Source organism: Streptomyces sp. NBC_00464 (assembly GCF_036013915.1).
Taxonomy (GTDB): domain Bacteria; phylum Actinomycetota; class Actinomycetes; order Streptomycetales; family Streptomycetaceae; genus Streptomyces.
On record NZ_CP107900.1, the window covers coordinates 137,474 to 161,904 of the forward strand.

General features: G+C 67.8%; 21 protein-coding genes and 1 pseudogene. 12 read left to right on the forward strand and 10 right to left on the reverse strand.

From position 1 onward, the window contains the following. Positions 1-97: 97 nt before the first annotated feature. The 3 genes from OG912_RS38530 (at position 98) to OG912_RS38540 (ending at position 3,144) form a co-directional block, all read left to right on the forward strand. Positions 98-688: a hypothetical protein gene (locus OG912_RS38530; protein WP_327713224.1), complete on the forward strand. Its 591-nt coding sequence runs from the start codon at positions 98-100 to the stop codon at positions 686-688. A 625-nt stretch (positions 689-1,313) separates the two neighbouring features. After that, positions 1,314-2,219 (forward strand): DUF6919 domain-containing protein, encoded by a 906-nt coding sequence (locus OG912_RS38535; RefSeq protein WP_327713225.1) that lies wholly within the window; start codon positions 1,314-1,316, stop codon positions 2,217-2,219. 154 nt (positions 2,220-2,373) lie between these two features. Further along, positions 2,374-3,144 carry a hypothetical protein gene (locus tag OG912_RS38540; protein ID WP_327713226.1) on the forward strand — a complete coding sequence of 257 codons (771 nt, stop codon included), beginning with the start codon at positions 2,374-2,376 and terminating at the stop codon, positions 3,142-3,144. Between the two features lie 357 nt (positions 3,145-3,501). On the opposite strand, the gene OG912_RS38545 is transcribed toward OG912_RS38540, so the two are convergent. After that, complete coding sequence (locus OG912_RS38545) at positions 3,502-3,681, reverse strand: hypothetical protein (protein WP_327713227.1); 180 nt, start codon at positions 3,679-3,681, stop codon at positions 3,502-3,504. A 316-nt stretch (positions 3,682-3,997) separates the two neighbouring features. Between OG912_RS38545 and OG912_RS38550 the strand changes: the two genes are divergently transcribed. The 3 genes from OG912_RS38550 to OG912_RS38560 all read left to right on the forward strand — a co-directional run bounded on the left by OG912_RS38550 (position 3,998) and on the right by OG912_RS38560 (position 8,751). Beyond that, a complete protein-coding gene (locus OG912_RS38550; protein ID WP_327713228.1) occupies positions 3,998-5,275 on the forward strand; it encodes a ParA family protein in 1,278 nt (425 codons plus the stop codon). Then, positions 5,272-6,297: a ParB/RepB/Spo0J family partition protein gene (locus OG912_RS38555; protein ID WP_327713229.1), complete on the forward strand. Its 1,026-nt coding sequence runs from the start codon at positions 5,272-5,274 to the stop codon at positions 6,295-6,297. The genes OG912_RS38550 and OG912_RS38555 overlap by 4 nt, the downstream gene beginning before the upstream one ends. Positions 6,298-7,089: 792 nt before the next feature. Continuing rightward, positions 7,090-8,751: a DUF2637 domain-containing protein gene (locus OG912_RS38560; RefSeq protein WP_327713643.1), complete on the forward strand. Its 1,662-nt coding sequence runs from the start codon at positions 7,090-7,092 to the stop codon at positions 8,749-8,751. An 811-nt stretch (positions 8,752-9,562) separates the two neighbouring features. On the opposite strand, the gene OG912_RS38565 is transcribed toward OG912_RS38560, so the two are convergent. After that, entirely contained in the window at positions 9,563-11,677 is a 2,115-nt protein-coding gene (locus tag OG912_RS38565) for a HEAT repeat domain-containing protein (protein WP_327713230.1), read from the reverse strand. 1,006 nt (positions 11,678-12,683) lie between these two features. Between OG912_RS38565 and OG912_RS38570 the strand changes: the two genes are divergently transcribed. Beyond that, on the forward strand, positions 12,684-13,043 hold the full coding sequence (locus OG912_RS38570; RefSeq protein ID WP_327713231.1) for a hypothetical protein: 360 nt from the start codon (positions 12,684-12,686) through the stop codon (positions 13,041-13,043). 347 nt (positions 13,044-13,390) lie between these two features. Here the strand turns inward: OG912_RS38570 and OG912_RS38575 are convergent, their stop codons facing one another. The 7 genes and pseudogenes from OG912_RS38575 to OG912_RS38605 form a co-directional block, all read right to left on the reverse strand. After that, positions 13,391-14,215 carry an SDR family oxidoreductase gene (locus OG912_RS38575; protein ID WP_327713232.1) on the reverse strand — a complete coding sequence of 275 codons (825 nt, stop codon included), beginning with the start codon at positions 14,213-14,215 and terminating at the stop codon, positions 13,391-13,393. Positions 14,216-14,314: 99 nt separating this feature from the next. Next, complete coding sequence (locus OG912_RS38580; protein WP_327713233.1) at positions 14,315-14,776, reverse strand: GNAT family N-acetyltransferase; 462 nt, start codon at positions 14,774-14,776, stop codon at positions 14,315-14,317. A 14-nt stretch (positions 14,777-14,790) separates the two neighbouring features. Beyond that, complete coding sequence (locus OG912_RS38585; protein ID WP_327713234.1) at positions 14,791-16,113, reverse strand: UDP-glucose dehydrogenase family protein; 1,323 nt, start codon at positions 16,111-16,113, stop codon at positions 14,791-14,793. Positions 16,114-16,278: 165 nt separating this feature from the next. Beyond that, on the reverse strand, positions 16,279-17,571 hold the full coding sequence (locus OG912_RS38590) for an aminotransferase class III-fold pyridoxal phosphate-dependent enzyme (protein ID WP_327713235.1): 1,293 nt from the start codon (positions 17,569-17,571) through the stop codon (positions 16,279-16,281). Between the two features lie 83 nt (positions 17,572-17,654). Then, entirely contained in the window at positions 17,655-18,911 is a 1,257-nt protein-coding gene (locus OG912_RS38595; protein WP_327713236.1) for a hypothetical protein, read from the reverse strand. A 9-nt stretch (positions 18,912-18,920) separates the two neighbouring features. Then, positions 18,921-19,148 (reverse strand): annotated as a pseudogene (locus OG912_RS38600) (NAD-dependent epimerase/dehydratase family protein); the annotation flags it as partial. Positions 19,149-19,233: 85 nt separating this feature from the next. After that, complete coding sequence (locus OG912_RS38605) at positions 19,234-19,725, reverse strand: ATP-binding protein (protein ID WP_327713237.1); 492 nt, start codon at positions 19,723-19,725, stop codon at positions 19,234-19,236. A gap of 625 nt (positions 19,726-20,350) precedes the next feature. Here OG912_RS38605 and OG912_RS38610 point away from each other — a divergent pair. After that, complete coding sequence (locus OG912_RS38610) at positions 20,351-21,331, forward strand: XRE family transcriptional regulator (RefSeq protein WP_327713238.1); 981 nt, start codon at positions 20,351-20,353, stop codon at positions 21,329-21,331. Then, positions 21,328-21,855, forward strand: a complete 528-nt coding sequence (locus tag OG912_RS38615) for a GNAT family N-acetyltransferase (protein ID WP_327713239.1) — start codon at positions 21,328-21,330, stop codon at positions 21,853-21,855. The genes OG912_RS38610 and OG912_RS38615 overlap by 4 nt, the downstream gene beginning before the upstream one ends. A 293-nt stretch (positions 21,856-22,148) precedes the next feature. Here OG912_RS38615 and OG912_RS38620 read toward each other — a convergent pair whose 3' ends face one another. Beyond that, the gene (locus OG912_RS38620; RefSeq protein ID WP_327713240.1) at positions 22,149-22,358 is read right to left on the reverse strand and encodes a DUF6207 family protein; all 210 of its coding nucleotides are present in this window, start codon (positions 22,356-22,358) and stop codon (positions 22,149-22,151) included. Between the two features lie 282 nt (positions 22,359-22,640). On the opposite strand from OG912_RS38620, the gene OG912_RS38625 reads away from it, so the two are divergent. From OG912_RS38625 to OG912_RS38635, 3 genes are all read left to right on the forward strand, one after another. After that, positions 22,641-23,216: a hypothetical protein gene (locus tag OG912_RS38625; protein WP_327713241.1), complete on the forward strand. Its 576-nt coding sequence runs from the start codon at positions 22,641-22,643 to the stop codon at positions 23,214-23,216. 90 nt (positions 23,217-23,306) lie between these two features. After that, positions 23,307-23,996: a GmrSD restriction endonuclease domain-containing protein gene (locus tag OG912_RS38630; protein WP_443061127.1), complete on the forward strand. Its 690-nt coding sequence runs from the start codon at positions 23,307-23,309 to the stop codon at positions 23,994-23,996. Continuing rightward, positions 23,996-24,274 carry a hypothetical protein gene (locus OG912_RS38635; protein WP_327713242.1) on the forward strand — a complete coding sequence of 93 codons (279 nt, stop codon included), beginning with the start codon at positions 23,996-23,998 and terminating at the stop codon, positions 24,272-24,274. The genes OG912_RS38630 and OG912_RS38635 overlap by 1 nt, the downstream gene beginning before the upstream one ends. The last annotated feature ends 157 nt before the right edge of the window (positions 24,275-24,431 follow it).

Below are 24,431 nucleotides of genomic sequence, written 5' to 3' on the forward strand. Positions count from 1 at the left end.
CGGTGGTGGGCCGCTTCACCCATGTCCGGCCCGGGGCGGCCGCCGGCCACGAGCCCGGCCGCCCCGAATGCCACCCCCTCAACTTGAGGAGACCTTCGTGACCATCTTCACCGACGCCGCCCCCGACGAACTGTTCGTCCTATCCGGCACCGAGCCGGGCTTCGACCGCCTGCACGGCATCCCGGCCGCCGCCCTGGGCGAGGAAGGCGATCGCCTCCTGGCCCTGAGCCACCTCACCGACCGCACGGTCCTGGCCGTCACCAGCGCCTACCACCGGCGGGTGCTCGGAGAGCTCATCATGCCCACCAACGAACTCGCCGACATGCTCACCATCGGCACCAGGCGCACCCACATCCAGGCCGTCAGAGCGGGCAGGGACGACGACTGTCCCTGGTACGTCGACGATGCCGACCCCGACGCCCCCACCGCCCAGCCCGCCACCTTCATCGCCATCGAGTGGCTGGAGCGGGAGGACATAGCGATCCCATCCAGGTGCCCGGCCTGCACCCGCATCAGCCGCTCGACCCGCTTCACCAAGGGGCCCGACCACACCGGATGGAGCCACTACCACCACTGCCGGCACTGCACCCACCTGTGGCTGCCGCCGGTCACCGCACTCCACCCCATCACTGATCAAGACGCTGCGCACCAGAGGCGAGCGGACCTGGCGACGGTCAAGATCCGCTAGTCCGGAAAAGGGCATCTGGTCTCACCGAACTGCTTGCTCGCGAACTTCGCGCCCGCGGCCGCCAGGTCGACGTCGAACACCTCCACGTCCATCTGCCGCGCATCCTCAAGGCGGCCGGCGCCAGTACCGGAGCGAGCGCATGACCACCAAGGCCCGTAGGAGATCGAGACCAGCGAGGGTGACGACGGCACCCCGCACCCCGTCGAGCAGCTCTGGACGCCGTGCGCCGACGACGCGGCCGACAGCGGCTTCGTCGTCCATCGGGCCTGTACGTCGCCGGGATGCGTCTGGGAGCACACCGACGGGCCGCAGTGAGGCGCCGGCTGCAACCGGGACCGGGCCAGCAGAACCGAGCAGTCACCACACCGCGACGGACTCACCAGGTCCGACGTCGCCGAACTGTGATTCCTAACGGGTCGTCGTGGTGAGCGAATCGGTGACCGGTCCCAGGTTCCGTAGAGGCAACGTCCTCCCCCCGATCCAGGTCCGCCACCCCGTTCCGGACGCCTGCCGCGCAGCTGCCCCGACCCACGTACGGCTCGGGGCAGCTCCGGCCTCCAGACCCAGCCGCCCCGACCCTCGTCTGTTCATCTGCACACCCCATCTGCGAAGGAAGAGACAGACCATGAAGATCCGACTGCCATGGATGAGCCGCGCGGAACGCCAACTGTGGCGGGCCGCATCCACCCTTGATGACCTCGGCGAACTCACCGCCGCATGGCTCGAAGGAAGGGTGCAGAGCCATCCCGCCTGGCAGCCGCGCTTCGGACCGGACAACGAAACCGTGCCGCATGTACCGGTCCTTGCCACCGCCAACCGCGGCGGATACGTCACCACCGCCTCACAGCCCGGCCGTCTCCACACCGGCGCCGACGGCACCCAATGGCGCCAACGCGCAGCAGTCGAGGGATTCGTATCCGACCCCGTCGTTCTCCAGCGTCTGATCGACACTGCCGTCCAGGCCGGCCTGGACGTCGCCCTGAACGATGCCGATCACCACACCAAGAACGGCATCCCCGTCACCCTCAAGAACGGTGAACCTCACACCGCCGTCGGCCGCGCACTCCGGCCCGGGGACCTCAAAGTAATGTGGCGCGGCTTCCCGAACGCTCTCAGCCTCGTGGCCGACGCTCACCAATTGACCATCATCGACCCTGATTTCGGTCCGAGCACCCGGCTGTGGGACGTCCTCACCCACGCAACGACCCGTCCGACGCCTCACCCTCCAGCCCCAGCCCCGACCGTTGTGTGCACCAACTGCGGCTGCTCGGCCATCAGCTGGAACATCTGCGGCGACGGCTGCAGCGGAGTCACCGACCAAACAGACAGCCGATGCACCGCCTGCATCAACCCGAACGTGCTCATCGACTGGTCGAAAGAGATCGACGACCAGCCCAACGAGTGCGCCCTGTGCGGCGCCCCGCACTACTCGGCCCGCCCATACTGCTCGACCGCCTGCAAGATCGCCGACGGCGCAGGACCCGTTGAGTTCCCCGGCGCGACCGAGCCCTCCCGCCCGACCAGAGCGTGAACTGACCGCGTCCCCACCCCCACAAGCGACCACGACCACCACCGCGTCCACAGCCGAACACCGGCGGCAACACCCGACACCTCACCAGCCGTCCCGGCTTCACACCGGGCAGCACGGGCACCCGCCCAGACCTCCCCCATGGAAGGGAACCCTCATGACCAAGTTCCAGGCCCCCATCGTCCAAACCATGCGTACCGTCGGTGCGAACACCCTCATCGACACCCTCACCAGCATCGGCGGCATCGCAGCCGGCACGGCGGCCGGCCGGTGGGCTCACCAGCGCACCAGCGACCTCCACAGCCCCACCGCACGGCTCTCCGCCGCAACCGTCGTCGGACTCACCGCAGCCCTCCTGGCCGACGGCCTGATCAATGGATTGGTGACACCGCTGCGCCGCAAGATCGACACCCCGCGCCGCCCGTCCGAAGTCAGCGGGGATGTGCGCGCCGAGGTCGCACGATCAGCGTGCAACGACGCCGCGTTCACGGCATCGTTCCGCTGGACAGTGGGCGACACGGAGAGCAAGGGCTACCTGAAGAGCCGTGACCTGTGGCGCGGGTACGAGGACGGCACCGCCACCTACTACCTCTCCCCCGGCACCTACCTGCGATTCCAGCCCGCCCATCACGAACTCGGTACCAAGCACTCAGTCGGCTGGACGAACCAGTTCACCCTGGAGTCCGCAGAGGGCACCACCGCCATCACTGGCGCGGCGCACCTTCTCGAAATGCTGTCCGCCGAGGTCGCCGGGGACGACGGCGCGGGTCAGACCATCGACGTCGAGGGTCACACCCTCCCAGCTCTGAACGGTGACCTCCATGACGCGGCCGGCGCGGGGCGCGCAACCGGGCACGGGCCAGCAGCACTCAGGAACGACAGGGACGACGCCATCACACGGCTGAGGGACGGCTTGACCAGCGACTGACGGTCCTTTGTCCTGCGCGGCCGTTGCGGCCGGGGCAGGACAAGTTCGGTGGCACGGGCATCAGCGTCGTCGAGATTGTGTTGAAACGCGCATGCCTGTTCTCAACGAAGTTAGTCGCGGTCTCATCCGATCGAGTCGACACGAGTTGGGCCACGCCGACTGGTTTCAGTGAGAGCACGCGGGCGATCGGCGTGGCCTGCGGAGGGGGACGCGTCACATGCCACTGAGAATCAGCTCGCCCAGCGTGATCTGAGCACCCCACTGCAGCAAGACGACCCCCACCCTGGCGCCCGTCCACCTGACCCGGGGCCACACCAGTGCCAGGAGACCGGCCGCGAGGGCGCCCCAGAAGCAGCCTTAAAGGGCCTCGCCCGGGACCGTCGAGCACTGCTCTCCGTACGTCAGGCAGAGGCTGCCGCGATGGGAGGTGAGTACGGCGATCGACGCGACGACGACCGTCGGCACGAGCAGGACGAGTCCGGCGACGGACCATTTGGTGACGACGCGCGCTGCGGCGGGCTGCGGAGCGGGGTTCATGTCCTCATCCCAGCGCACCGCCCCGTGTGTGGTGATCCGGTCGCGTACTCAACTCTCCTGAGCACACCTGCTCAGCGCGTCCCCCTCGCGATCGCCACCCATGAGTACCCCGACTGGATTGGATGAGACGGGAGCCGGCTTCTGTGAGAACGAACAGCACATTCCACTCAAAAGCGAAGCCCAGAACGGGGCCGTGCGCGAACGATCTCACACCCGCCGGTACGAGAGGGAGTTCGCAGGGCTCACAGGCCGTCAGGAAGGCGTACAGCGGCGCGTCGACTTCCATTTGGCGTTGCCAGGTAAGTAAGCTCGCCTCATGCCGCCCCAAGACAAGCAAGATGACCGACAGAAGGTTACCTTCAAGCTCCCTGCGTCGCTGAAGGCCGATCTGAAGATCCGTTCAGCGGAACTCGGCGTCGACATTCAAGACGCGGTTGCCGTAGCGATGACCGAGTGGGGATCCGCCCCCAAGGACGAGTCCTCAGTCGTCGACACAGCCGGATCGCCGCCCTTCGCGACCTGGCTGACCGACGCGATGACCACTCAGTTCAAGGCAGAGTGCAGCGCCCGAGGAATCCCCTACGTTCAGGGCCTCGCCCAGTCAGTCTCCCTCTGGCTCACCACACACCCCTCCCCCCGCCATCGCCCGCCGGAAAGCACCACCCGACGCATCATCGTCTGCAACCAGAAAGGCGGCGTAGGGAAAACCGCCGTCACCGGAGGCCTCGGGGGTGCATTCGCAGAGGACCGCGAGCTGGCCCGCCTCGCAGGAGGCGCAGAAGTCACGGGCCTGAACGCTCTCCTGACGAGCAGGGAGGAATCGCTCCCCACCCCCGACGGCGAGACCCCTGTCGAGGCAGACGACACCTATGACGCCCCTGAACTCCGCGTCCTGCTCGTCGACTACGACCCTCAGGGCCACCTGTCCAAGCAGCTCGGCTTCAAACAGCTCCCCGCGACCGGCCCCAGCCTCGCAAAGTTCATGGCCCGCCAGGCCACAGGAGACATCCGGGATCTCATCGTCCCCGTAGAGGACGACCGATTCGGCGGCCGGCTCGACCTGCTGCCCTCCTGCCAGGACGCCTTCCTGCTGGACGTGATGATCTCAACGGCCCGCAACCGGCAGGCCACGCTCGAGCACGCCCTTGAACCCCTTGAGCAGCACTACGACGTCATCATCATTGACTGCCCACCCAGCCTGGGAATGGCGATGGACGCGGCGATCTACTACAGCCGCCATCGCGACGGCGAGCGCGAGGGCGACTCCGGCATCCTGATTGTGGTTCAGGCAGAAGACTCGTCGGCAGACGCCTACACCATGCTCGTCGAGCAGATCGACGACGGAATGACGGACTGGCGCATCAACGCCTCCTACCTCGGACTCGTGGTCAATCTCTACGACGCCCGAGACGGACACGTCGTCACCAGCTCCCTCGCGGAGTGGCGGGCACTCGGAGAGCCCCGCGTCATAGGAGTCATCCCCCGGCGAAAAGAGCAGCGCGAAGCAGCTCGGGTACGGCGCCCGCTGCTCGCCTACGACCCGTCCTGCGAGCAGTCCCGCGTCATGCGTCAGATCCTCAAGGAGATCTCGTGAGCCCCAACCCTCGACAGCGCGCCGCTGACCGGACAGGCGCCAGCGCCGCCTTCGGAGCAGCCCAAACGCGTAGTACCCGTGGTCAGATCATCGAGTCCGTCGTGGGAGCTGCTCCAACACTGATCTCCGTGGACCGCGTTGCCGAGAACCCCGGTAACCCACGGCAGGAGTTCGACAAGGACTACATCACGCAGCTCGCGCAGAACATGCGAGAGGTCGGGCAGGTCCAGACCGCCACGGTCATGAGCCGACTGGCGTTCCTCGTCTCGCACCCCGAGCACAAGGACGCCATCCCTCCGGACCACGAGTACGTCGTCATCGACGGTCACTGCCGACTCCGTGCGGCACGCGAAGCGGGAATCGACTTCCGGATCACCGTCGACGATTCCTCGGCCGGCACCCGTGAGGACCTCCTCGCCGCAGCGCTCTCCGCCAACCATTTCCGCAAGGACCTCACGCCGATCGAGGAAGCCGAAGCCATCGAGGCACTCGTGCAGTTCCACGGCAGCGCATCCGCGGTCGTGTCGATCCTGGGGGGCGCCGTCAACGCCTCCTGGATTTCCACCCGCCGCGCTCTCCTCAACCTGCCCGAAGACATCCAGCAACGCGTTGCCGAAAAGCAGGTGCCGATTGAGATCGCGCGCAAGGCCGGCAGTCTGAAGAGCGCGGAAGACCAGACTGCGTATGTCGAGACCAAGATGGCCGAGCGGAAGGTCCAGCAGGACCAGAAGCCAAAGGCAGTGAGAGGTCGCGCCGCGGCTGCGGAGAAGCGGCAGCTGCAGCACCCCTCCCCCGAACCCACCGAGACCGCAGCAGCCCACGAGTCCGTATCGCCCGCTGCCACGACCACGCTGACTCCAGCGCAGAGCGTGCCGGAACCGCGCCTTGAAGCAGCGTCACCCACAGACCGTCAAGGCCCGATCGACTGGACGAACCCTGAGTCAGTCACGACGGCCATCCTCGAGCGCTGCACCCCTGAGGTCGTACAAAAGATCGCCCAAAGCCTTACCAACACCCTGTAGTGGAGGGCCGCGAGTTTTACGGCGTAAAAACTCGTGATCTTGAACGGCGCCGTTCGTGCCACTCCCCCGGTGGTGATCTGGTTTCCACGAGGCGCCTCGGGCTGGCGCGAGGGCGGTCAGACAAGTGCTGCCGCCCGGCCGAGACCCTCACAAGACGGTCCGGAGTTTTACGGCGTAAAAACTCGTGATCTTGAACGGCGCCGTTCGTGCCACTCCCCCGGTGGTGATCTGGTTTCCACGAGGCGCCTCGGGCTGGCGCGAGGGCGGTCAGACAAGTGCTGCCGCCCGGCCGAGACCCTCACAAGACGGTCCGGAGTTTTACGGCGTAAAAACTCGTGATCTTGAACGGCGCCGTTCGTGCCACTCCCCCGGTGGTGATCTGGTTTCCACGAGGCGCCTCGGGCTGGCGCGAGGGCGGTCAGACAAGTGCTGCCGCCCGGCCGAGACCCTCACAAGACGGTCCGGAGTTTTACGGCGTAAAAACTCGTGATCTTGAACGGCGCCGTTCGTGCCACTCCCCCGGTGGTGATCTGGTCTCCAGGAGGCGCCTCGGGCTGGCGCGAGGGCGGTCAGACAAGTGCTGCCGCCCGGCCGAGACCCTCACAAGACGGTCCGGAGTTTTACGGCGTAAAAACTCCAGCTCTGGAAGGCCGCTGTCCGCAACGCTCCAAGCCAGGCGGCCGGACTCCAGACCAGCGCGAACCACCCTGTAATCACTATTCGCTGACGATCCACGATGGGCGTCCTCGAACACGTAGTGCTCATAACCCATCGTGAGAGTGTGAGCAGATGATGCAGCTGACGCGTACGCACCGGATACTCATCGGGCTCGTGGTCGCCGGTGCGGTGCTCATCGCAGCAATCGGATTCGCGGGCTCATACGCGGCCGTGCGCGAGCTCGCCGAGCAGAAGGGCTTCGGCGGTTTCTCCGTCGTCTTCCCGATCGGCATCGATGCCGGCATCTGCGTCCTGCTCTCGCTGGACCTGCTGCTGACCTGGCTGCGCATCCCGTTCCCGCTGCTGCGCCAGACCGCCTGGCTGCTCACCGCCGCCACGATCGCGTTCAACGGCGCAGCCGCCTGGCCCGACCCGCTCGGTGTCGGCATGCACGCCGTGATCCCCGTCCTGTTCGTCGTCTCCGTCGAGGCCGCCCGCCACGCGGTGGGCCGGATCGCGGACATCACGGCCGACAAACACATGGAGGGTGTCCGCCTCACTCGCTGGCTGCTCTCCCCCGTGCCGACGTTCCGGCTGTGGCGGCGGATGAAGCTGTGGGAGTTGCGCTCCTACGAGCAGGTCATCAAGCTCGAACAGGACCGGCTGATCTACCAGGCCCGCCTCCAAGCACGCTTCGGCCGCAGCTGGCGCCGCAAGGCCCCCGTCGAATCCCTGATGCCGCTGCGCCTCGCCAAGTACGGCGTCCCACTCGCCGACACCGGCCCCGCCGGACTCGCCGCAGCCAGCATCGAACCGGCCCTGCTGCCGCCGGCCCCCGCCCAGGCGATGGCCCAGGCTGCCGCCGCCGTGGAGACGGCCCCGCAGCCCGAGCTCGTGGGGGCCCCGCAACATGTTCTGGCTGCAGGAGAGGCGAATGAAGCCGCTGCTCAGCTCGTGGCACCGGTGCGCACGGAGCCCAGTCAGAACACCGGTCACGTTGGCGAAGGAGAGCAGCCGGCGCTGCCTGAGGTCGACTACAACGACGCAGTACTGGGCTATCGCAACCAGTTCGGGCAGCTCCCGAACGCCCGGCAGTTCGGGCTGTTCCTCGCGCAGTACGGAGTCGTCGACCCCGTCACGGGCGGCGTACTTCCGGAGGGACTCCTGAGGCCCGTCCTCCAGGACTTCAAGGCGACGCAGTATCAGGCCGGTGATCCCGAAGCGGCTGAAGCTCCAGGCGGTGCCGACGAGGGAGCGTCCGTACCGGCCGACGATGCTGAGCACGTCGACGGAGAACCTGACGCTGCGGCGGTTAGTGCGTCCGAGGCCGGTCGGTCCGTGGCCATGTCGTCTTCTCCGGACCCGAAGGCGGCCTCCCAGCAAGAAGGCCAGCCGACTCTGGAGCCGGTCTCGCTGATGAACGAGGCCGACCACGGTGGAGGGACACCGCAGCAGATCCAGCTCGATCTTCCGGCACCGAGAGCGCCTGAAGCACCCGTTGGCAAGCCAGGTGTCTGGGAGGCCGCCGGCACCAGCACGGGAGTTGCTGCTGCGCTGGTGCCCGCGCAGCAGAGCGTCGAGCCCGAATTGGACCCGGTTGAGCAGCAGCTCGTGACCGTGGTCAGGTGGTTGGTCGAGGCGGAGGAGTCCGGTGGCCGGCTCACGGGTGCCGAGGTCGCCCGTCGGCTGGGCCTGTCGCCGAAGACGGGTCAGCGGCGCGTGAATGCCGCGGCCGAGCGCCTCGAAGAGCAACGGCGGCAGCAGGGCCGCGCGCATCTGCGATCGGTCAACCGCTGACCGAACCAGCCCTCGCGCGTGGCCGGTGACTGTTCTTGGTCATCGGCCACAGCTATGTCCGGCCCCGAACTGCCAGGGCGGCTGATCACCGCGTGACCGATTCTCTGGCCGATGGCCGGTGACCGGTCTCCAGCCAGACCGATGCCAGCTAGTCGGTCACCCTCTGGTCGGAACGGTCACCCTCTCAGCGCACGATCTGAGTTGTCGACCAGAGCGACCACGCTCCGCCCATTGGCCTTCGTGCTCCTGCCCAGTCTTGACCTGGGCAGCTAGGGCTGTGATTCCCTGCTCGACGGAGCCTTCGTTGACGCCGCAGACCAGTCGGGGCGCGACCGATGCTGTGGCCGGTGACCGGTCCGGAGTCCGTGACCGGCGGCCGGTGGCCGACGAGCACGGTGACCGATCCGGAGTCCGTGACCGGTGACCAGTGACCGACGAGCACGGTGACCGATCCGGAGTCCGTGACCGGTGACCAGTGACCGACGAGCACGGTGACCGATCCGGAGTCCGTGACCGGTGACCAGCGGCCGACGACCACGGTGACCGATCCGAAGTCCGTGACCGGTGACCGATCTGACCTGCATCGGTCACCGGTCATGACCGGTCCTGCGTTTCGGTCATGGTCAAGGACCGGCCACTCTGACCTCGTGCCTACAGGCCCATCAGGGCTGGAGCGCGGCCGGCACGCACCAAGCCGTGGTGAGTTCTCGTGGTGAGTTCGCCTGGTGAGTTCCGCGCGGGCTCACCACGGCTTGGTGAGTGCTCATGGTGAGTGGTTGCCTCCGCCTTTGGCAGATCGGTGGCGGCCACACTATGGGCAGCTGAGGCGAGCCAGGATGTCGCGGCAGAGGCGCTGTACCTCCGCGTCGTTGCTGACGCTCTTGAATCGCCCCCCGCGTCGGGGCAGTGCGAGCTCGGCCTGGATGCGGGGGAGGGCTGTTGCCGCAGCCGGGCCCATCCGGTCGAGGCAGGCCAGGACGTGGTTGGCTGTCGCGTCGTTCTTCTCCCAGGCGGCCAGCAGCGTCTGCACGACGACGTCGGCTTCGGCCTCGCCTCCGATGTCCCAGAGCGCGGCTGCGGCGTGGACCCGGGTCCACTCGTACCCGGCGTCCAGCAGTTCGCGCAGTCGGGGCAGCGCGGTCTGGGCCGGCGGGCCGATCCGGCCGAGGGTATCGGCGGCATTGCGGTTGCAGTGGCTGTCGAGCAGTACCTCCAATCTCGGCACGGACTCGGCGGCGTTGCGCCCGAGTTCCCACACTGCGGCCGCGGCGGCCGCGCGGAGATTCACGTCTTCGGCGTCGGCCAGCGGGCGGATGACCATCAGGGCCGGTGCGGCTCCGGGCCCGAAGGACGCGAGGGCGTTCACGGCGGAGGTGGCGGTGGACCACTGCTCATGCCGGGCCGCGGCGCTGACGGCATGGGTGAGTGCGGGTAGGCCCGCAGGGTGACGCAGTGCGGCCAGGGCGGATATGAGGGCGCCGGTGTTCGTTTCGGGCCACTTCTTTGAGAGGTCGGCCTCGGCAAGGAGCCGGGCCAGTCTCGGCACGAGTTCCTCGGCGGCCGAGCTCAGGTGCCCGGCGACCTGTATGGCACGCCACGCGTCGCACCCTGTGTCCAGCGCGGTCAACAGGCAGGGCAGGGCCCGTACGTCGCCGAGGCGTGCCAGCGCCATGACGGCTTCCTGATGCGCACGGCGCCGCAACGGATGGGGAGTCGCCCACACGTCGTGTCCGTGTGTAGCGCGGTTGGCGTCGATGTAGGCGGCGAGGGCTTCGCGGGCCGGTTCGGAGACGAAAGTCAGGGATCCAAGAGTTTCGGCGGCCGCGGCGGCGGTGTACGGGTCCTCGGGTGCCAGGCATTCCGTGAGGAGCATGACGAGGTCGGTGTGCTCGCCCCTCCAGGAGGTGATGAGGTTCTTGGCCATACGGATTGCGTCGTACCGGGTGGCGGGGTCCGGGCTGCGGAGCTGTTCGGTGAGCAGCGCGGTGCGCTCGGGCAGGCGGGCGTCGAGCGTCGCGTGGAAGCGGCGCAGGAGATCTGTGGTGGGTGCGTGGACACGGTTGTGCCGTTCGAGGTCGTTGAATGCGGCAGCTAGCTGCGGCGGCACGTCCTGCGCCGTTGTGGTTGCCGGCTCGGCAGCACAGGCGCAGGCGTCGGGGCCGGCCTCGCACTTCTTGCCTCGTGGTTCGGGCTTGGGTGCGGGCGTGAGCTGTCGGAGCAGGCTGATCGCCGTGGGGACGGTGTCGGCGCCGATGCTCGCGGGGGAGCACCGTGACTGGTGGACGAGGGCGGCCAGGCGGATGTCGGGATCTGCTGTGGCTTGCCGGGCCAGGGCGTCGAGCCACGCTGTGGCGGAGGAACGGGCTGCCGGCAGCCGCAGCGCCAGGTCTGCCATCGTCCGGATGACCAGCAGTCGCTCGACAATCCCGCGTTCTGCGGACAGCCGGTCGCGGAGGAGTGCGACGGCTTGGTCGGCGTCTTCCAGGAAGTGGCCGAGGCCCTCGATCGCCGGCTGGCGTACGAAGGGGTCGGGGTCGTTGGAGTGGGAAATGAAGATGTCGGCGCGCTCACGTATGAGGGCCAGGCTGTCTGCGCCTGCTGTCGACTCGGTGCCGTCAGGTGAGTAGTACAGGCCGTCGCTTCGGTCGGCGGATTCGCGGCCGATGCTGAGCAGCAGCTGCACGATGGAGGCACGGTCGGGGGTCGCGGCGCCGTCGGCCATGGCAAAGAGGAACGGCAGGCTGGCCGCTGTACAGGGATACACGTCACCTTGGTGGTGGGCCGCGCTGTAGAAGTCGTTGAATGCCTTGTCCCGGACTTCTGGGTCAGGGGAGGCCATCGCCCGCAGCCACGTAGGGACTTCGACGGCCGGGCCATAGGCGTGACTCATCGACGACCAGTCGATCCTGTCCAGTTCGTTGATCATGAGCGGCACTCTGCCGGAGGGCACTGACAATCACCCCCGCCGCCGGCTGACGGGGCTCTGCCTCCACGTATCCGCAGAGGCACCCGCGTGTCCAACACGTTGGGCGAGCTGTCCACGACGAGCGGTCAGGCTTGTTTCGCCATACGGTCGGTGTGGGTGCCCTGACAGGACGGCATTCTCTGAGTTGGCCCCGCGGTCACTTCGCACGTACGCGGGGCCAACTGCTGTCCGGACGACTCGATGCTGATGGCCTGCGAAGATCTAGGGCTACCGCCTGGGCGGGGTGAGCCGTGCAGGCCAGACGGTGATCAGGTCTCCGTCGTGGCTGACGGTTCGTCCGGGGTGCGCGGCTTGGACGGCGCTGTGGTCCCGCGCGTCGAAGCGGCCTCGGATGACGACCGCTTCGGGCTCATGGGAGACGCCCGTGGTGCCGAGCGGCCAGACAACGATCTCGGACCCGCAGCGGGTTACATGCCGCCAGGGATAGATCGTTTGGACGGCCTGCAGGGCTTCGTCGTCGAATTTCCCGGTGAGTCGAACGAGCGTGTGGTGCCGGACGGTGCTGTGTATGCCGGGCGGCCATGGTGGGCAGATCGACCGGCGCGGGGGAGTGCCGGCCGATTGACTGCTCGGCTCGCGCGTCGCAAGACGTTCCCGTGCGTGAATGGTTGACGGCGCCCGAGACATACAGATTCCCCATCTAATTGCGGCGGCATGGTTCTCTTCCTTCGATCATCTTTGCGCATGGGAACTATATCGTTGCGGAAGCGAAGTGCAAGGTTGGGTGACCATCACGCTCAAGTCCTGCACACCAGCCCCCCCACTCCGGGGAGCGACCCCTCAGGAAGCAACCGGGGCACGGCGCTTGGCGAGGCGGCCTCTGTGCCGTTCAAGCTGGGAAGACCGGTGTCAGCCAGGAGGGTGCTCTCCGCCAATCCAGCTGCGCGACGCCCGTCGGGCCCGGTTAGCGTGCCGACTCCGAATCGGAGAGACAAGGGGAGAGCGCTTGAGCGCGATCACCTACACCGTCGACATCACCTGGTCCGACGTTGAGGCGATTGAGCGGTTCGTAGGAGAACGCATCCACCTGCAGGTCGAGCAGTATCCGGCGGAAAGCCCGGAGGGTCGGACTGCGAGGGCGCTTGGTGCACTGGTGAGCGACTCGGTGTTGGATGCGAGCCTCGCGCTGGAGGTCGACGAACCAGCGATCACAGACGACAAGCTTCAGCTGCAGCACCAGCTGAAGGAAGCCTGGCGCCGTCTCGTAATGGCTTCACGGTGCTGGCAGACGGATCGCGGCTATCAGAACGACCGCTGGCGGACCGTCACCCACACGGACGCAACCTACGAGCGCGCCCTCCGTTGAAACGTCCCGGCTGCCGTGCAGGGTTCTACCCGGTGAATGCGGTTCATGAAGCCTGGGGAAGCCTCAGATGCTCCCCGTCAACCGTCGCCGCACGGGCGACTCGGGGGCAGCCGAGCGCACACGAGCCAGTAACCCCAGGGCGGCGACGCTCCGGAGCCAGCCAGGAAGCTCACATTCGCGCACGGCCGATCAGCCACATCGCGAGCTGATCGGCCAGGTGCACACACCTGCGCGCGCTCCTGACCTGACCGGTGGTTGAAGGCCGGAGGCCGTCCGCCGCGGTTGCCGAGTAACACGCGCTCACGTCAGATTCTACAAACAGGCACTCGTCGTTGGTCTGCTGTCGCTCAGCCCTGCAGGAACTCGCGGGCACCGCGCAGCGTGGTGCGCAATTGCCGCTGGGTCGTCTGGCTGTCGAGGCGTACGTCGAGAGCCCCGGGAACCGTGCTCTCTGCCCGCAGGCCGGCGCGCAGACGGGAGGCGTCGAGACCATCGCGCCTGGCAATGAGGACGCCGAGTTCGTGGCGGCTCAGGGCGTCGGTCCCGGCGAGATGGTGGATACCTGCTGCGTCGCTCGACGTCAGTTCCAGCAGCGCGGCAGCCAGGTCCGAGACATGGACCGGGCAGCGGATGTCGTCGGTGAACAGGGCGCAATCAACTGTGTCGGCGGCGAGTTGGTGCACCAGGCGCTCGTGCACGGATTGTCCGTGGCCGATGATCAGCGACGTACGGGCGACAACGGCCTTCGGGTGCACGACGAGGACCCCGGTCTCCGCCGCGGCCTTCGCTGCGCCGTACGGGGTGACGGGGTCCGGGAGACACGCCTCGTCGTAGTGGACTCGGCCGGCTCCGGAGAACACCGCGTCGGTGGAGACGTGCACCATGCGCGTTCCGTGCTTCGCAGCGACTATCGCGAGCTGGAGTGGTCCTTCCGCGGTGATCGCCCAGTCGGCCCGGCCGCTCGATGCGTTGATGACAACGTGCGGGTTCACCTCGGCCATGACGGCGTCCAAGTTTCCCGCGTCCCGTAGATCGAGGGGGCACCATGCGGTCGGGGAGGCGTCGCCCGGCTCGGTCGCGTACGTCGCGACCGTCGTGATCCCTGCCGTTGTCGCCTGCCGGACCAGCTCGGATCCCAGAAAACCGCTGCCGCCGACGATCAGAATTGTCATCTGCGTAACCGTAGCCCCGTGGGCCCCACGGCGAAGGCGGTCACCCCGGTGTTCGGGTGTGACCGCCTCTGCCGTCAGCATGCCTGGCAGCCCGGGCGACTACGCCTGTGGCTGCCAGACGTAGCGGACGTCGGGCTCGCGCTCGTCGTTGCGCTGCCCATCGGTGCGCTCGGCCTCGGTGAAGCCGTGCCGTTGGTAGAAGCGCCGGGCCGGGCCGTTGACCTGGAACGTCCACAGCAACAGGCCGTCCGGCTGCTGTCGCTTGGCCAGGGACATGAACCGGTCGCCGAGGCCCCGTCCGCGCCATTCCGATTCGAGGTAGAGCTGCTTCAGCTCGTCGCCTTTGAGCACCAGGAGCCCCACCACGCTGTTCCCGGTGACGGCCACCCAGGTGTCGTACTGCGGCACGAGCACGCGGGCGAACCAGTCCCGCACCTCGGCTTTGCCGTGTGCGCAGCGCACGGTTGGCAAAGCCGAGGCGTAGGAGCGCAGCCACACATCGGCTGCAGCGTGTGCGTCGGCGGCGTGGGCCCGGCGGAGGAGAACGTCGTCGCTGCTCATGGCGCGGGCCGGTTCTACTTCCCCGGACGCCCGAGCTGGTGGACGGTCCAGCCCGTCGCGCGCCAGGGCTCGGGGTCGAGGGTGGTGCGGCAGTCGACGAGGAGGGGGTTGGCCGGGCGGTCCACCAGGGCGTGGGGGTCGGCCTGCCGGTACTCGGGCCATTCGGTGGCCAGGACGACGAGTTCCGCGCCGTCGACGGAGGCCTCCAGGTCGTCGGTGTAGTCCAACTCCGGGTTGCGGACCATCGCCGTGGGCACGGCCTGCGGGTCGTGGACGGTGACGGTGGCGCCGGCCTGCTGGAGGGCCTGGGAGAGCGCGAGGGCTGGGGAATCGCGTACGTCGTTGGTGCCGGGCTTGAACGCGGCGCCCCACACGGTGATCCGGGTGTCCTTGATGGGGCGGTCGCCCAGGGCACGGCTGATGAGGCCGAGGGCGACGTCGGTGCGGTTCTCGTTGATCTCCTCGGCGGCGCGCAGGAGGGTCGCGGCCTGTTCGGCGCCGAGCTGCAGGGCGGATGCAGTGAAAGCGCGGACGTCCTTGGGGAGGCAGCCTCCTCCGTAGCCAATGCCGGGCCGCATGCCGCCGGCGCCGATGCGGGGGTCGATGCCGAGGATGTCCACAATCTGGGAGACGTCGCCGCCCGCAGCCTCGCACATGTCGGCGACGGCGTTGATGTAGCTGATCTTCAGGCCGAGGAAGGTGTTCGCGGCGCCCTTGGCCAGCTCGGCGGTCTGCGGGTCGGTGACGAAGATCGGAACGCCCGTGTCGATGATCCCGGCGTACACCGCACGGATCGCCTTCTCGCCCTCAGCGGTGGTGACGCCGGCGATGAGCCGGTCCGGGCGGAGGGTGTCCTCGACTGCGTGGCCCTCGCGCAGGAACTCAGGGTTCCACACGACGTCGACCTGGTTGCCGGCGGGGGCCAGGCGCTGCGCGAGGGCGGTGACCTGGCTGGTGGTGCCGACGGTGACGGTGGACTTCCCGACGATCGTGGACGCACGGTCGAGGTGGGGGGCGAGCTGGCGGATCGCGCCGAAGACCTGTGCGGTGTCGTAGGAGCGGCCGTCTGCGTCGATGGGGGTGCCGACGCCGATGAAGTGCAGCTCGGCGAATTCGGCGGCCTCGCGAATGTCGGTGGTGAAGCGCAGACGTCTGCTCTGCGTGTGGCGGGCGAGTAGCTCGGGCAGGCCGGTCTCGTAGATGGGGCATTCGCCGGCGTTGAGTCGATCGACCTTGGCCTGGTCGACGTCCACGCCGATGACCTCGTGGCCGAGCTCTGCCATCGCCGCAGCGTGCGGGATGCCGAGGTGACCGCAGCCGATCACGGAAACGCGCATTGCAGGTCGTCCTTGTCTGGTCGGGGGCACACCGACTTCGGTGTGCCCCCGACGCTATCGGTTGGCGAGTAGGGCCCAAGACGGGTTGCTCGCAGGTTCGTTGGAGTGTTCGATCGGATGACCGCGGATCCGGTCGAGGCGCCAGCTTTGAGGCGGGCCGGCGGTTCAGTTCACGGCGTCCAGCGCGCCGGACAGCACGGTCGTCAGGAACTCGATTTCCTCGTCAGTCGACGTCAGCGGGGGCGCGACGACGAGCCCTTCGCTCTTGGGGTCCCCGGCGCCAGTGAACGGGTAGAAGAACACGCCTCGTTCCTCCGCGGCCTTCATCACGGGCCAGAGCTGCCCCTGGGCGACCTCCACCCCGTAGAGGAAGCCTCGCCCGCGGATGTCCTTCACAGGCCCGACGCCGTTCAGCGACGTCATGGCCTCCCCGAGGCGTTGGCTGCGCGCTGCGAAGGCTGTGAAGTCCATCTCCTCCAGCTCGTCGAGGACGCCCAGGCACGCGGCTGCCATGAGGGGATGGGTGGCCATGGTGCCCATCGCGGGCAGCGGATCGGCGTCCTCATGCCGGATCCACCTGGCCACCTCGGGGGACACCAGCACCGCGCCGACGCTCGTGTATCCGGCGCCCAGCCCCTTGGAAAGGATCACGATGTCGGGCTCGCAGCCGTCCCAGTGGTGGCTGGCGAGCGGTGTGCCGGTGCGCCACATCCCGGTCAGGACCTCATCGTGGATCACGAGGACGTCCCGCTCCTGGCAAATCTCCGAGACCCGCCGGAGGTATCCGTCGGGCGGCACGAAGGCGCCACCGGTGGTCCCGTTGATGGGCTCGATCAACACCGCGGCAACGTTTTCGGCACCGCGGCGGTCGATCTCCTGTCCGATCTCGTCGGCGCACGAGACGTCGCAGTCGCGGTCTTCGTGGGCGTGCGTCGGCGGGTAGGGCGCTGGGAAGCCGGGGCCGAGGTCGAGGGCGTCCTCCGGGCGTGGCCTGCGGGCGTGGTTGCCGGCCAGGGCGAGGGTCAGCACCGACATCCCGTGGTAGCTCAACGTCGAGGTCAGAATGTCCCCGCGCCGCTTCCCGTTACGCACCCGGGTGATGTTGCGCACCAGGCCCACGGCCACCTCGACCCCGAGCGTTCCGCATGTTGTCAGCGCTACGGAGTCGTCGGGGCGGCGCACGGCGCGGCACAGACGCTCCATCAGTTCCATCTGGATGTGGGGCTGGACGACGGCGGCACCGCCGAAGGAGTAGCGGAAGAACTGCTTCTCGATCCGGGCGTGGACCTTGCTGCTGCTCTGGCCCACGTTGGTGCAGAGCAGTCCGCTCGATCCGTCGAAGATCCGGGTGCCGCCGACAAGGTGCAGCCAGGGGCCCTGTGCTCCCACGACTTCGAAGTCCGGCATGGGCCGGGATGACGTCAGCAGCCGCTCACGGTTGTGCGTGTACGAGTCCACTCTGGGGAATCCCTTCTCGGGTGTGCTCGCGGGGATGGGGCCGCGCACGAGTGCGGTGCGCGGCCCCGGGGGCGCCGCGCCGGTCAGGCGACAGGCCGGGCAGCAGGGACGTTCACGCCGAGCTGGGAGCACAGCTTGATGAGCGTGGGGATGGCCTCGGCCTTCACGATCACGTCGCCGTGCTGCGGGCCCTCCAGCGGATAGGGCATGTACTTGCCGAACTCCTCCAGACCTTCGGTGTCGATGAAGAAGACCTTCATGCCGCGCTCGCGGGCCCGTTTCTCGACCGACCGTCGGTCGGCGTGCAGGCCGACGACCAGGAGCGCCTTTGCCTCGGGGTGGAACGGCACGGGCGGGATCTTCTGGTCGTAGCGGCGCACGAAGCACTCGTCGAGGCCGGCCCGTGCGGCGAGCAGGTCGAAGTTGTGCTGGAGCACGGGGCCGACGAAGTGTCCGGCGTCGTGCAACGCCTTGAGCGCGTGGTGGGCGGCCGTCGGTTCGGCGAGGAAGCTGTCTCGGAACATTGTCACCAGCTCGTCGGCCTTCGCCGTGGCGTCGAGCAGCATCTCCCGCACGAGCGTGTCCTTCTGCGGGCTCAGGACGAACGGATGCGTGCCCTTCATGACGTTGTCGGTCCTGGTGGTGACCCGGTACGCCTGGTGCAGGAAGTGCAGCGGCGGGACGCCGGCCTCGACGCTCGTGCCGCAGCCGATCTCGACCTGGAACGGGAGGTGCTTGGACAGCGCGCTCAGGTCCTCGGAGTAGGTCGGGTTGCCACGCTCGTCCTTGATGCGGATGCCGCCCGCCAGCACGTTCCACGGCATCTGGCGCACGGTGCGCGTCACCGCGAAGTCCTCGGAGACGAACACGACGTCGAGCGAGGAGAACCCGGCCGGCGTGTCCCGCGAGGCTCGCTCGTCCTGCGGGTGCGTGTCGTACGGGGTGACAGTGACACGCAGGTCGCCCTTCGACCACATGGTGTCATCGACCTGCCGCCAGCCGCCCTCGGTGAGCCAGGAGCGGACGTTTGCGCGGTACTCGCTGATCTCGGCCCTTGGGGCGAGGACCGACGTGTACAGGTACAGGTCCGCGAGAACGAGTCGCGGCACCGGGAACGTGTAGTCGAGGTCGTACCGGTATCGGTAGTGCACGATGCGGCGGCGGCCCTGCTCGTCCTCGGACCAGCCGGACTGGACGGTGTTCGCCGGATCCTGCGTCCGGCGCCAAATGCCCTCCTCGATCGCCCGGGGCCGTTCGTGTCCGGCGCCGGCGAAGTACTTCTCCCAGGTTGTCACCTGGCTGGCATCGAGCTGTTCGATCACGGGATAGGGAAGGAACATCTCGTCCTCCTAGTGAGCTGTTGGAGTAGCGCGTGCTTCCGGGCTGGGCGCGGCTGCCATCCCGCTGCAACGCGGGGAGGCTGCTGGATGTGCGGTCGCGTGGCTGTGCTCGGAGGGCAGCATCCCGGGGCCGTGGACGTTGAAGGGCCGGATGATCCCGGTGTTCACTTTGAACTCGCGGCGGTAGGCCACGGTCATCGCTTCCAGGAACCGCTTGGCCTCCTGATAGCCGGACTGAACATGGCGCGGACGCGGGCGGTGAGATCCTGCATGTCGGTGGCCGGCACTCGGGCCGCAGGCATGTGGGGAAGGACGAAGGTGCTCATGCCCTCACCCCTGCCACTGCAGCACGAGGATGCTGTGACGTGCTGTCGGTGACGGCGGCCGGTGGAGGGACGTTGGCGAAGCCCTGGTGGGCAGGGAGCGAGCACCAGGTGGATGTGCCGTCGTCGCTCGTACCCCAGGCGTCGGACAAGGCGTCGACGAGGTGTAAGCCGCGGCCGTCCTCGTCGTCCAGGGCCGTGTTCCGCAGTTCGGGGGCCGCCGGGTTGCCGTCGCGCACTTCGATCACGAAGTGGCTGACGGAGAAGTACAAGCGCACGCGGATGTCGCCCCGACCATGCTGGAAGGCATTCGTGACGAGCTCACTGACCAGGAGTTCGGCTGTCTCCACCAGGCGAGGGTGGCGCCACGCCCGCAGCGACGTTGCGATGATCCGCCGGAACTTTCTCGGCCAGAGCGCTTCTGCTGCCGAGAGGCCACCGCTGTGGCCGGTCGGCGCCCGCCCGATGGACATGTCGAGGCCGATACGCACAGCGCGAGGGCAGGCGCTGGTCCGTACAGCAGTCGCAGTCATCATCATGCTGAGCCCTTCAATGTGTGGGTCCTCAAAGCACCGCGGTATGACCCGGAGTACCGGCCGCCATCGGTTGCACGGCGGCCACGGTCGCTCCCTCCGTCAGAGAACGACCGGCCCCGACGGGGGTGACAGGGCCGGTCTCCTCTTGGCCGCCGCGCCGGAGTCGACTCGGTGGCTGCTACTCAGTCAACGAGCCAAGGGAGAAGGGCGACAGGAAGAGTTCCACGTTCGTTCCCGCCCACTACCCGGAAGACTTTGCGTCTGCTTTACACGGCACCTGTCGCCAACGTGATGGCGGCGCTACTTTCGGTGGATGGATGCGAACCTGGCCCTGAAAGGCCAGATGAAACAACTGGGCCTCACCCAAGACGAGTTGGCGGACCAGCTCAACAAGGCCGTGCACGACATCACCGGGCGCCCGGGGGAAGTGTCGTCGCGCACTGTCCGCAACCTGCTCAACGGGTCCAGCCGCCGCCCAATCGGACGCACTTGCGCTGCACTTGAGCGTGTGTTCGGCTGCCCGGTGGCGGACCTAGGACTCATCGCACCCAGCTCCATGAACCACCCCCGGGAGGACCCCGTGCGGCGTCGACAATTCGTCCTGTCTACCGGGGCGGCCGCGGCCGCCCCCGTCCTGAAGCAACGCCGGGCCGTGGGGATGTCGGACGTGGCCCGCGCCTCAGCCGCCATGGACGCCCTGGTGGATGCCGACAACCGCACCGGCGGACACTCATCCCTGGCCGCCCGGGCCCTCACCGAACGAGCCAAGCTGCTGGAACTCCAGCAGCGCAACGCCAGCGACCGGGTCCGCCGCGCCGTCTACGCGCTCGCGGCCGAGTACACCAACGCCGCGGTCTGGTCCTACATCGATCTGCGCGACCTGACGTCGGCGCAGAAGCACCTTCATGAGTCGTCAACGTTCGCCGGTCTGTCGCAGGACCCGCCCACGGGTATGCGCGTGTGGGTCCTCATGGCCATGCTCGCCTACCAGAAGAAGAACGGGCCGGAGGAACTCGCAGCGGCCCAGGCCGCCAGCGCATCCCCCGCGGCCCGCAGAGATCCTCTCTTCGGCTCCATGGGACGCGTTCGTGTTGCCCTGGCGTACTCCTCACTGGGAGAGCATGCGGCCGCCAGAAGGGCACTGGAGTCAGCGCAGAGCAGTCTCCGCAAAGCGCCAGAGGACGAACGCCCACGATGGACCGACTTCTACCAGCCGGCGGAACTCAACCACCTCTCGGCCGGAATCCTGAACCGGCAAGGAGACCCTGCCACCGCAGAGGCAATGGCCCATCGCGCCCTGGCCACGCTGCCCCCAGAGTTCCAGCGCAACCGCGCCATGGTCACCTGCGAGCTGGCGCTCGCCCAGCTACGGCAAGGGGAGCCCGAACAGGCCACGACCACCGCAGCCACAGTGTTCGCCACCATGAAGGGAGCCCCGTTGCCCGGACGGATGCGCACCCTCATCGGAGACTTCCACCGGGACCTGTTCCGGCTGGCACCGTCCACCAGGTACGCCCGCGACTGGGCAGACCGCATGCGAGATGAATGGAGTCAAAAGTGACCAGGGTGACCGACCTGCGGCACTACGTCCACGGAAGCCTCCCCGACGACTTCAAGCAGATGCTGATCGACGTGCACGCCGACTCCTACGCCGCGGCGATGGACGACGAGTTCAACCAGAAGTTCCCCTGGTTCGTCGACCACTGGTCGGGCATGGAGGGCTTCACCTGCGTCGTCGCCTTCGACAACGACGAGCCCACCGGCTTCGCCTACGGCGCCCCGCTTCAGCGGGGTCGGGAATGGTGGCGCTCCACCGGGTACAAGCCGAACACCGGCTACACCTCGACCTATGCCGTCTCTGAGGTCATGGTGCGCCCGCAGTGGCGCAAGCAGGGTGTCTCAGACCTTCTGCACGAAGCACTCCTGAAGGAACGCGACGAGAGTCTTGCCGTCCTCCTGGTCGACGCAACCCACCCGAAGGTCCAGGATCTGTACGAGGCCTGGGGCTACGTGAAGGCCGGTGAACAGCGGCCGTTCGCCGATTCCCCGCTGTACGCCGTCATGGTGAAGAGCCTCCGCTGGTGACTACTAGTACTCCAGCCGGACTTCGGTGTATGTCCTGGTCAACGGCTTGACCGTGGGGATTTTAGCTGGATGGTGCCGGGTGAGGGGCGGGTTCGCCCGGCCTGTCTCACGAACGGATGACCGCGCCGTGAGTAGTGACAGCGGCGAGCCCGGGCCTGGTGTCGGCGGCACCATCGCGACCGGGTCATTGATGGGGCCGAGGATTCCGAGCACATGAATCGCATCCACCGCCGGCGAGGTGGTCAGCAACACCGTTGGCATCAACGGTGACCAGCGGCCAGGGCCGGCGATCATTAGGGCTCGGTGGCGTGGCGCCGGGTGTCCGCGTAGATCCGGGCCCGTACCCCGGGCTCGCCGGGCATGCGGCGGGTGGCGGTGATTCCTGAGGTTGCCCAGTGCTGTTCGAGGGAGGCCATTACCAGGCGGGCAGTTGCTTCGTCGGCGGCGGTGATGTCGAGGACTACCAGGCCGTCTTGGACATGCTGCGGATCGATGGGTTCCATGCCAGTACGACGAGCGGCCCGCTGCCGGGTTGCGCCTGCTGGGAGGGTTACGTCCGTACGAGCGACAAGGACGCCCCCGGACACCCGGACTCGCTCTGCAGAAGTCGACTCTGCTCCCACGAAGGAGCACGGCCCCAGGCGCTGGTAGGGCACCTGCTGGCGTCCGCGGTCAGTCAGAGGATCTGGCGTTCACTACTTCGAGTGTTCACTGCTCACCACGGGTCCGTCTGGGGCATCGTCGGGAGCGTCGTTGTATCCGGGCGGGGGAGTGAGGTGGGTGCGATGTGGCAGACCGAGGAGTTCGGCGCAGCGCATGAAGGCAGGCCGGGCGTGGTCCTGGATGACGGGTCGGAGCCGAAGCCGGTCTACTTCGATACGGGCAGCGGCGGTCACGTGCATGAAAGCAGTGACTGGTGGATCTACGACGGGACGCTGCGCGCACCTCTGGCCACCCAGCTGCGGGCCTCGTGTGCGTGCGGATGGCGCGGCAAGCCCCGTTACCCGCTGGACTGGAACCTGGTGGACCGCCGCGACCCGGATCTGTTCGACACCTCCGGCCCCGAAGGGGACTGGGACCGGCACGTCGCGGACGTCGAAGCGCGCGCCATCCCGATCCCCGAGGACCTGGTCGCCCTCCTGGACCAGGTCGAACAGCGCCTCGACTCCCTGGTCGACGACGCCCCCCTCGCGGCCCTGCGGGCGATCAGCCGCCTGGAACGCGTCGTCGCCGACGCCGCCCGCACGGCAGCATTCCACGCAGAGGCCGACCGGCAGGAGAGATCCACGATCGGCCCAGGCCTCGGACTACCCGAACACGAAGCCCGCCAACGTCTCCTCCGCTACACCCTGAGCCGCTGAAGGAGCCGCCCCGGTCAGCATCCTGTACGGCACGCCCACGCATGAGTGACGATGCCCTCCACGCGGATAGGGTGCCGCTATCTCTGACGCATGATCATTTCTCGTTCATGGCTGCGCACTGCGGTAGCTGCTGCTGTCACACTCGCCGGCGTGTCTGCCACCCTGGCCCCGGCGTCGGCTTCCGCACCGGCCGCCTTGCCCCGGTCCGTGCAGGCTCCGTCGCGGACGATGCCCGAGCCTCCGCCTGTCGGTGTTGCCCGTGGTGAGCTCGGTGAGCTGCATGTCGAGGCGCCACATGCGATGACTGGATACAGCCGGGCGAAGTTCCCGCACTGGGCCACACAGTATGGGCAGTGCGACACCCGCGAGGTCGTTCTCCAGCGCGACGGACAGGACGTCGTCAGGGACGACAAGTGCCGGGCCGTGGAGGGCATCTGGTACAGCGAGTACGACGGCAGGACCTTCACCGTCGCCGGCCAGCTCGACATCGACCACGTTGTCCCGCTGGCCGCGGCCTGGCGGGCCGGCGCCGATGAATGGGACACCAACAAGCGCAAGGCGCTTGCCAATGACCTGGTCCACTCCCAGCTCATCGCGGTTTCCGCTGCATCCAACCGGTCCAAGGGCGACCAGACGCCGGACCTGTGGAAGCCCCCGCTGAAAACGTACTGGTGCACTTACTCCCGAGCGTGGATCGACGTGAAGCACGTCTACAGCCTGAACGTCACCGCACCGGAGAAGACCGCACTGGAAGAGATGCTCGACACCTGCGAGATCTGATGCCTTGCCCCGGCCCGGCCGTGTGCCAGGGCCAGGTCACCGCCGGGCCCGGCGGGGCGATGACCGACGAGGCGGGCGTCATCACCGGCGACCTCACCGTGCGTACCGCCCGTCTCGCTGACCACCGCGTCAGCGTCACCGTCCAGTACACCGGTGCCGAAGAGCGGTACACCCTCACCGGCAGCCCCACCGCCGTCCCCGCCGATGGCCTGGAGACCTTTCACACCGCCGTCCTGGCCGCTATCGCGCTCGGCGCCGAAGCGGTAGTCCCTCAGTAGGAGCCCCCTTACGGCGGGCAGACGAAGTTCGAGGCCCGTTCGACGCAGGACCATAAACGACAAGCTCAGCGAAGTAGCGGTGCGCGGCTCTGCCCTGGCCGAGGATCCGGGCCGCCTCGTCGGCGCGGCCCACGCGCTCCAGCACGAGGGCCTGGAG

Coding starts and splice junctions, on each gene's coding strand:
- OG912_RS38535 (WP_327713225.1), top strand. CDS start 1,314: ATGAAGATCCGACTGCCATGGATGAGCCGCGCGGAACGCCAACTGTGG.
- OG912_RS38540 (WP_327713226.1), top strand. CDS start 2,374: ATGACCAAGTTCCAGGCCCCCATCGTCCAAACCATGCGTACCGTCGGT.
- OG912_RS38545 (WP_327713227.1), bottom strand. CDS start 3,681: ATGAACCCCGCTCCGCAGCCCGCCGCAGCGCGCGTCGTCACCAAATGG.
- OG912_RS38550 (WP_327713228.1), top strand. CDS start 3,998: ATGCCGCCCCAAGACAAGCAAGATGACCGACAGAAGGTTACCTTCAAG.
- OG912_RS38560 (WP_327713643.1), top strand. CDS start 7,090: ATGCAGCTGACGCGTACGCACCGGATACTCATCGGGCTCGTGGTCGCC.
- OG912_RS38565 (WP_327713230.1), bottom strand. CDS start 11,677: ATGATCAACGAACTGGACAGGATCGACTGGTCGTCGATGAGTCACGCC.
- OG912_RS38575 (WP_327713232.1), bottom strand. CDS start 14,215: ATGACAATTCTGATCGTCGGCGGCAGCGGTTTTCTGGGATCCGAGCTG.
- OG912_RS38580 (WP_327713233.1), bottom strand. CDS start 14,776: ATGAGCAGCGACGACGTTCTCCTCCGCCGGGCCCACGCCGCCGACGCA.
- OG912_RS38585 (WP_327713234.1), bottom strand. CDS start 16,113: ATGCGCGTTTCCGTGATCGGCTGCGGTCACCTCGGCATCCCGCACGCT.
- OG912_RS38595 (WP_327713236.1), bottom strand. CDS start 18,911: ATGTTCCTTCCCTATCCCGTGATCGAACAGCTCGATGCCAGCCAGGTG.
- OG912_RS38620 (WP_327713240.1), bottom strand. CDS start 22,358: ATGGAACCCATCGATCCGCAGCATGTCCAAGACGGCCTGGTAGTCCTC.
- OG912_RS38625 (WP_327713241.1), top strand. CDS start 22,641: ATGTGGCAGACCGAGGAGTTCGGCGCAGCGCATGAAGGCAGGCCGGGC.
- OG912_RS38630 (WP_443061127.1), top strand. CDS start 23,307: ATGATCATTTCTCGTTCATGGCTGCGCACTGCGGTAGCTGCTGCTGTC.
- OG912_RS38635 (WP_327713242.1), top strand. CDS start 23,996: ATGCCTTGCCCCGGCCCGGCCGTGTGCCAGGGCCAGGTCACCGCCGGG.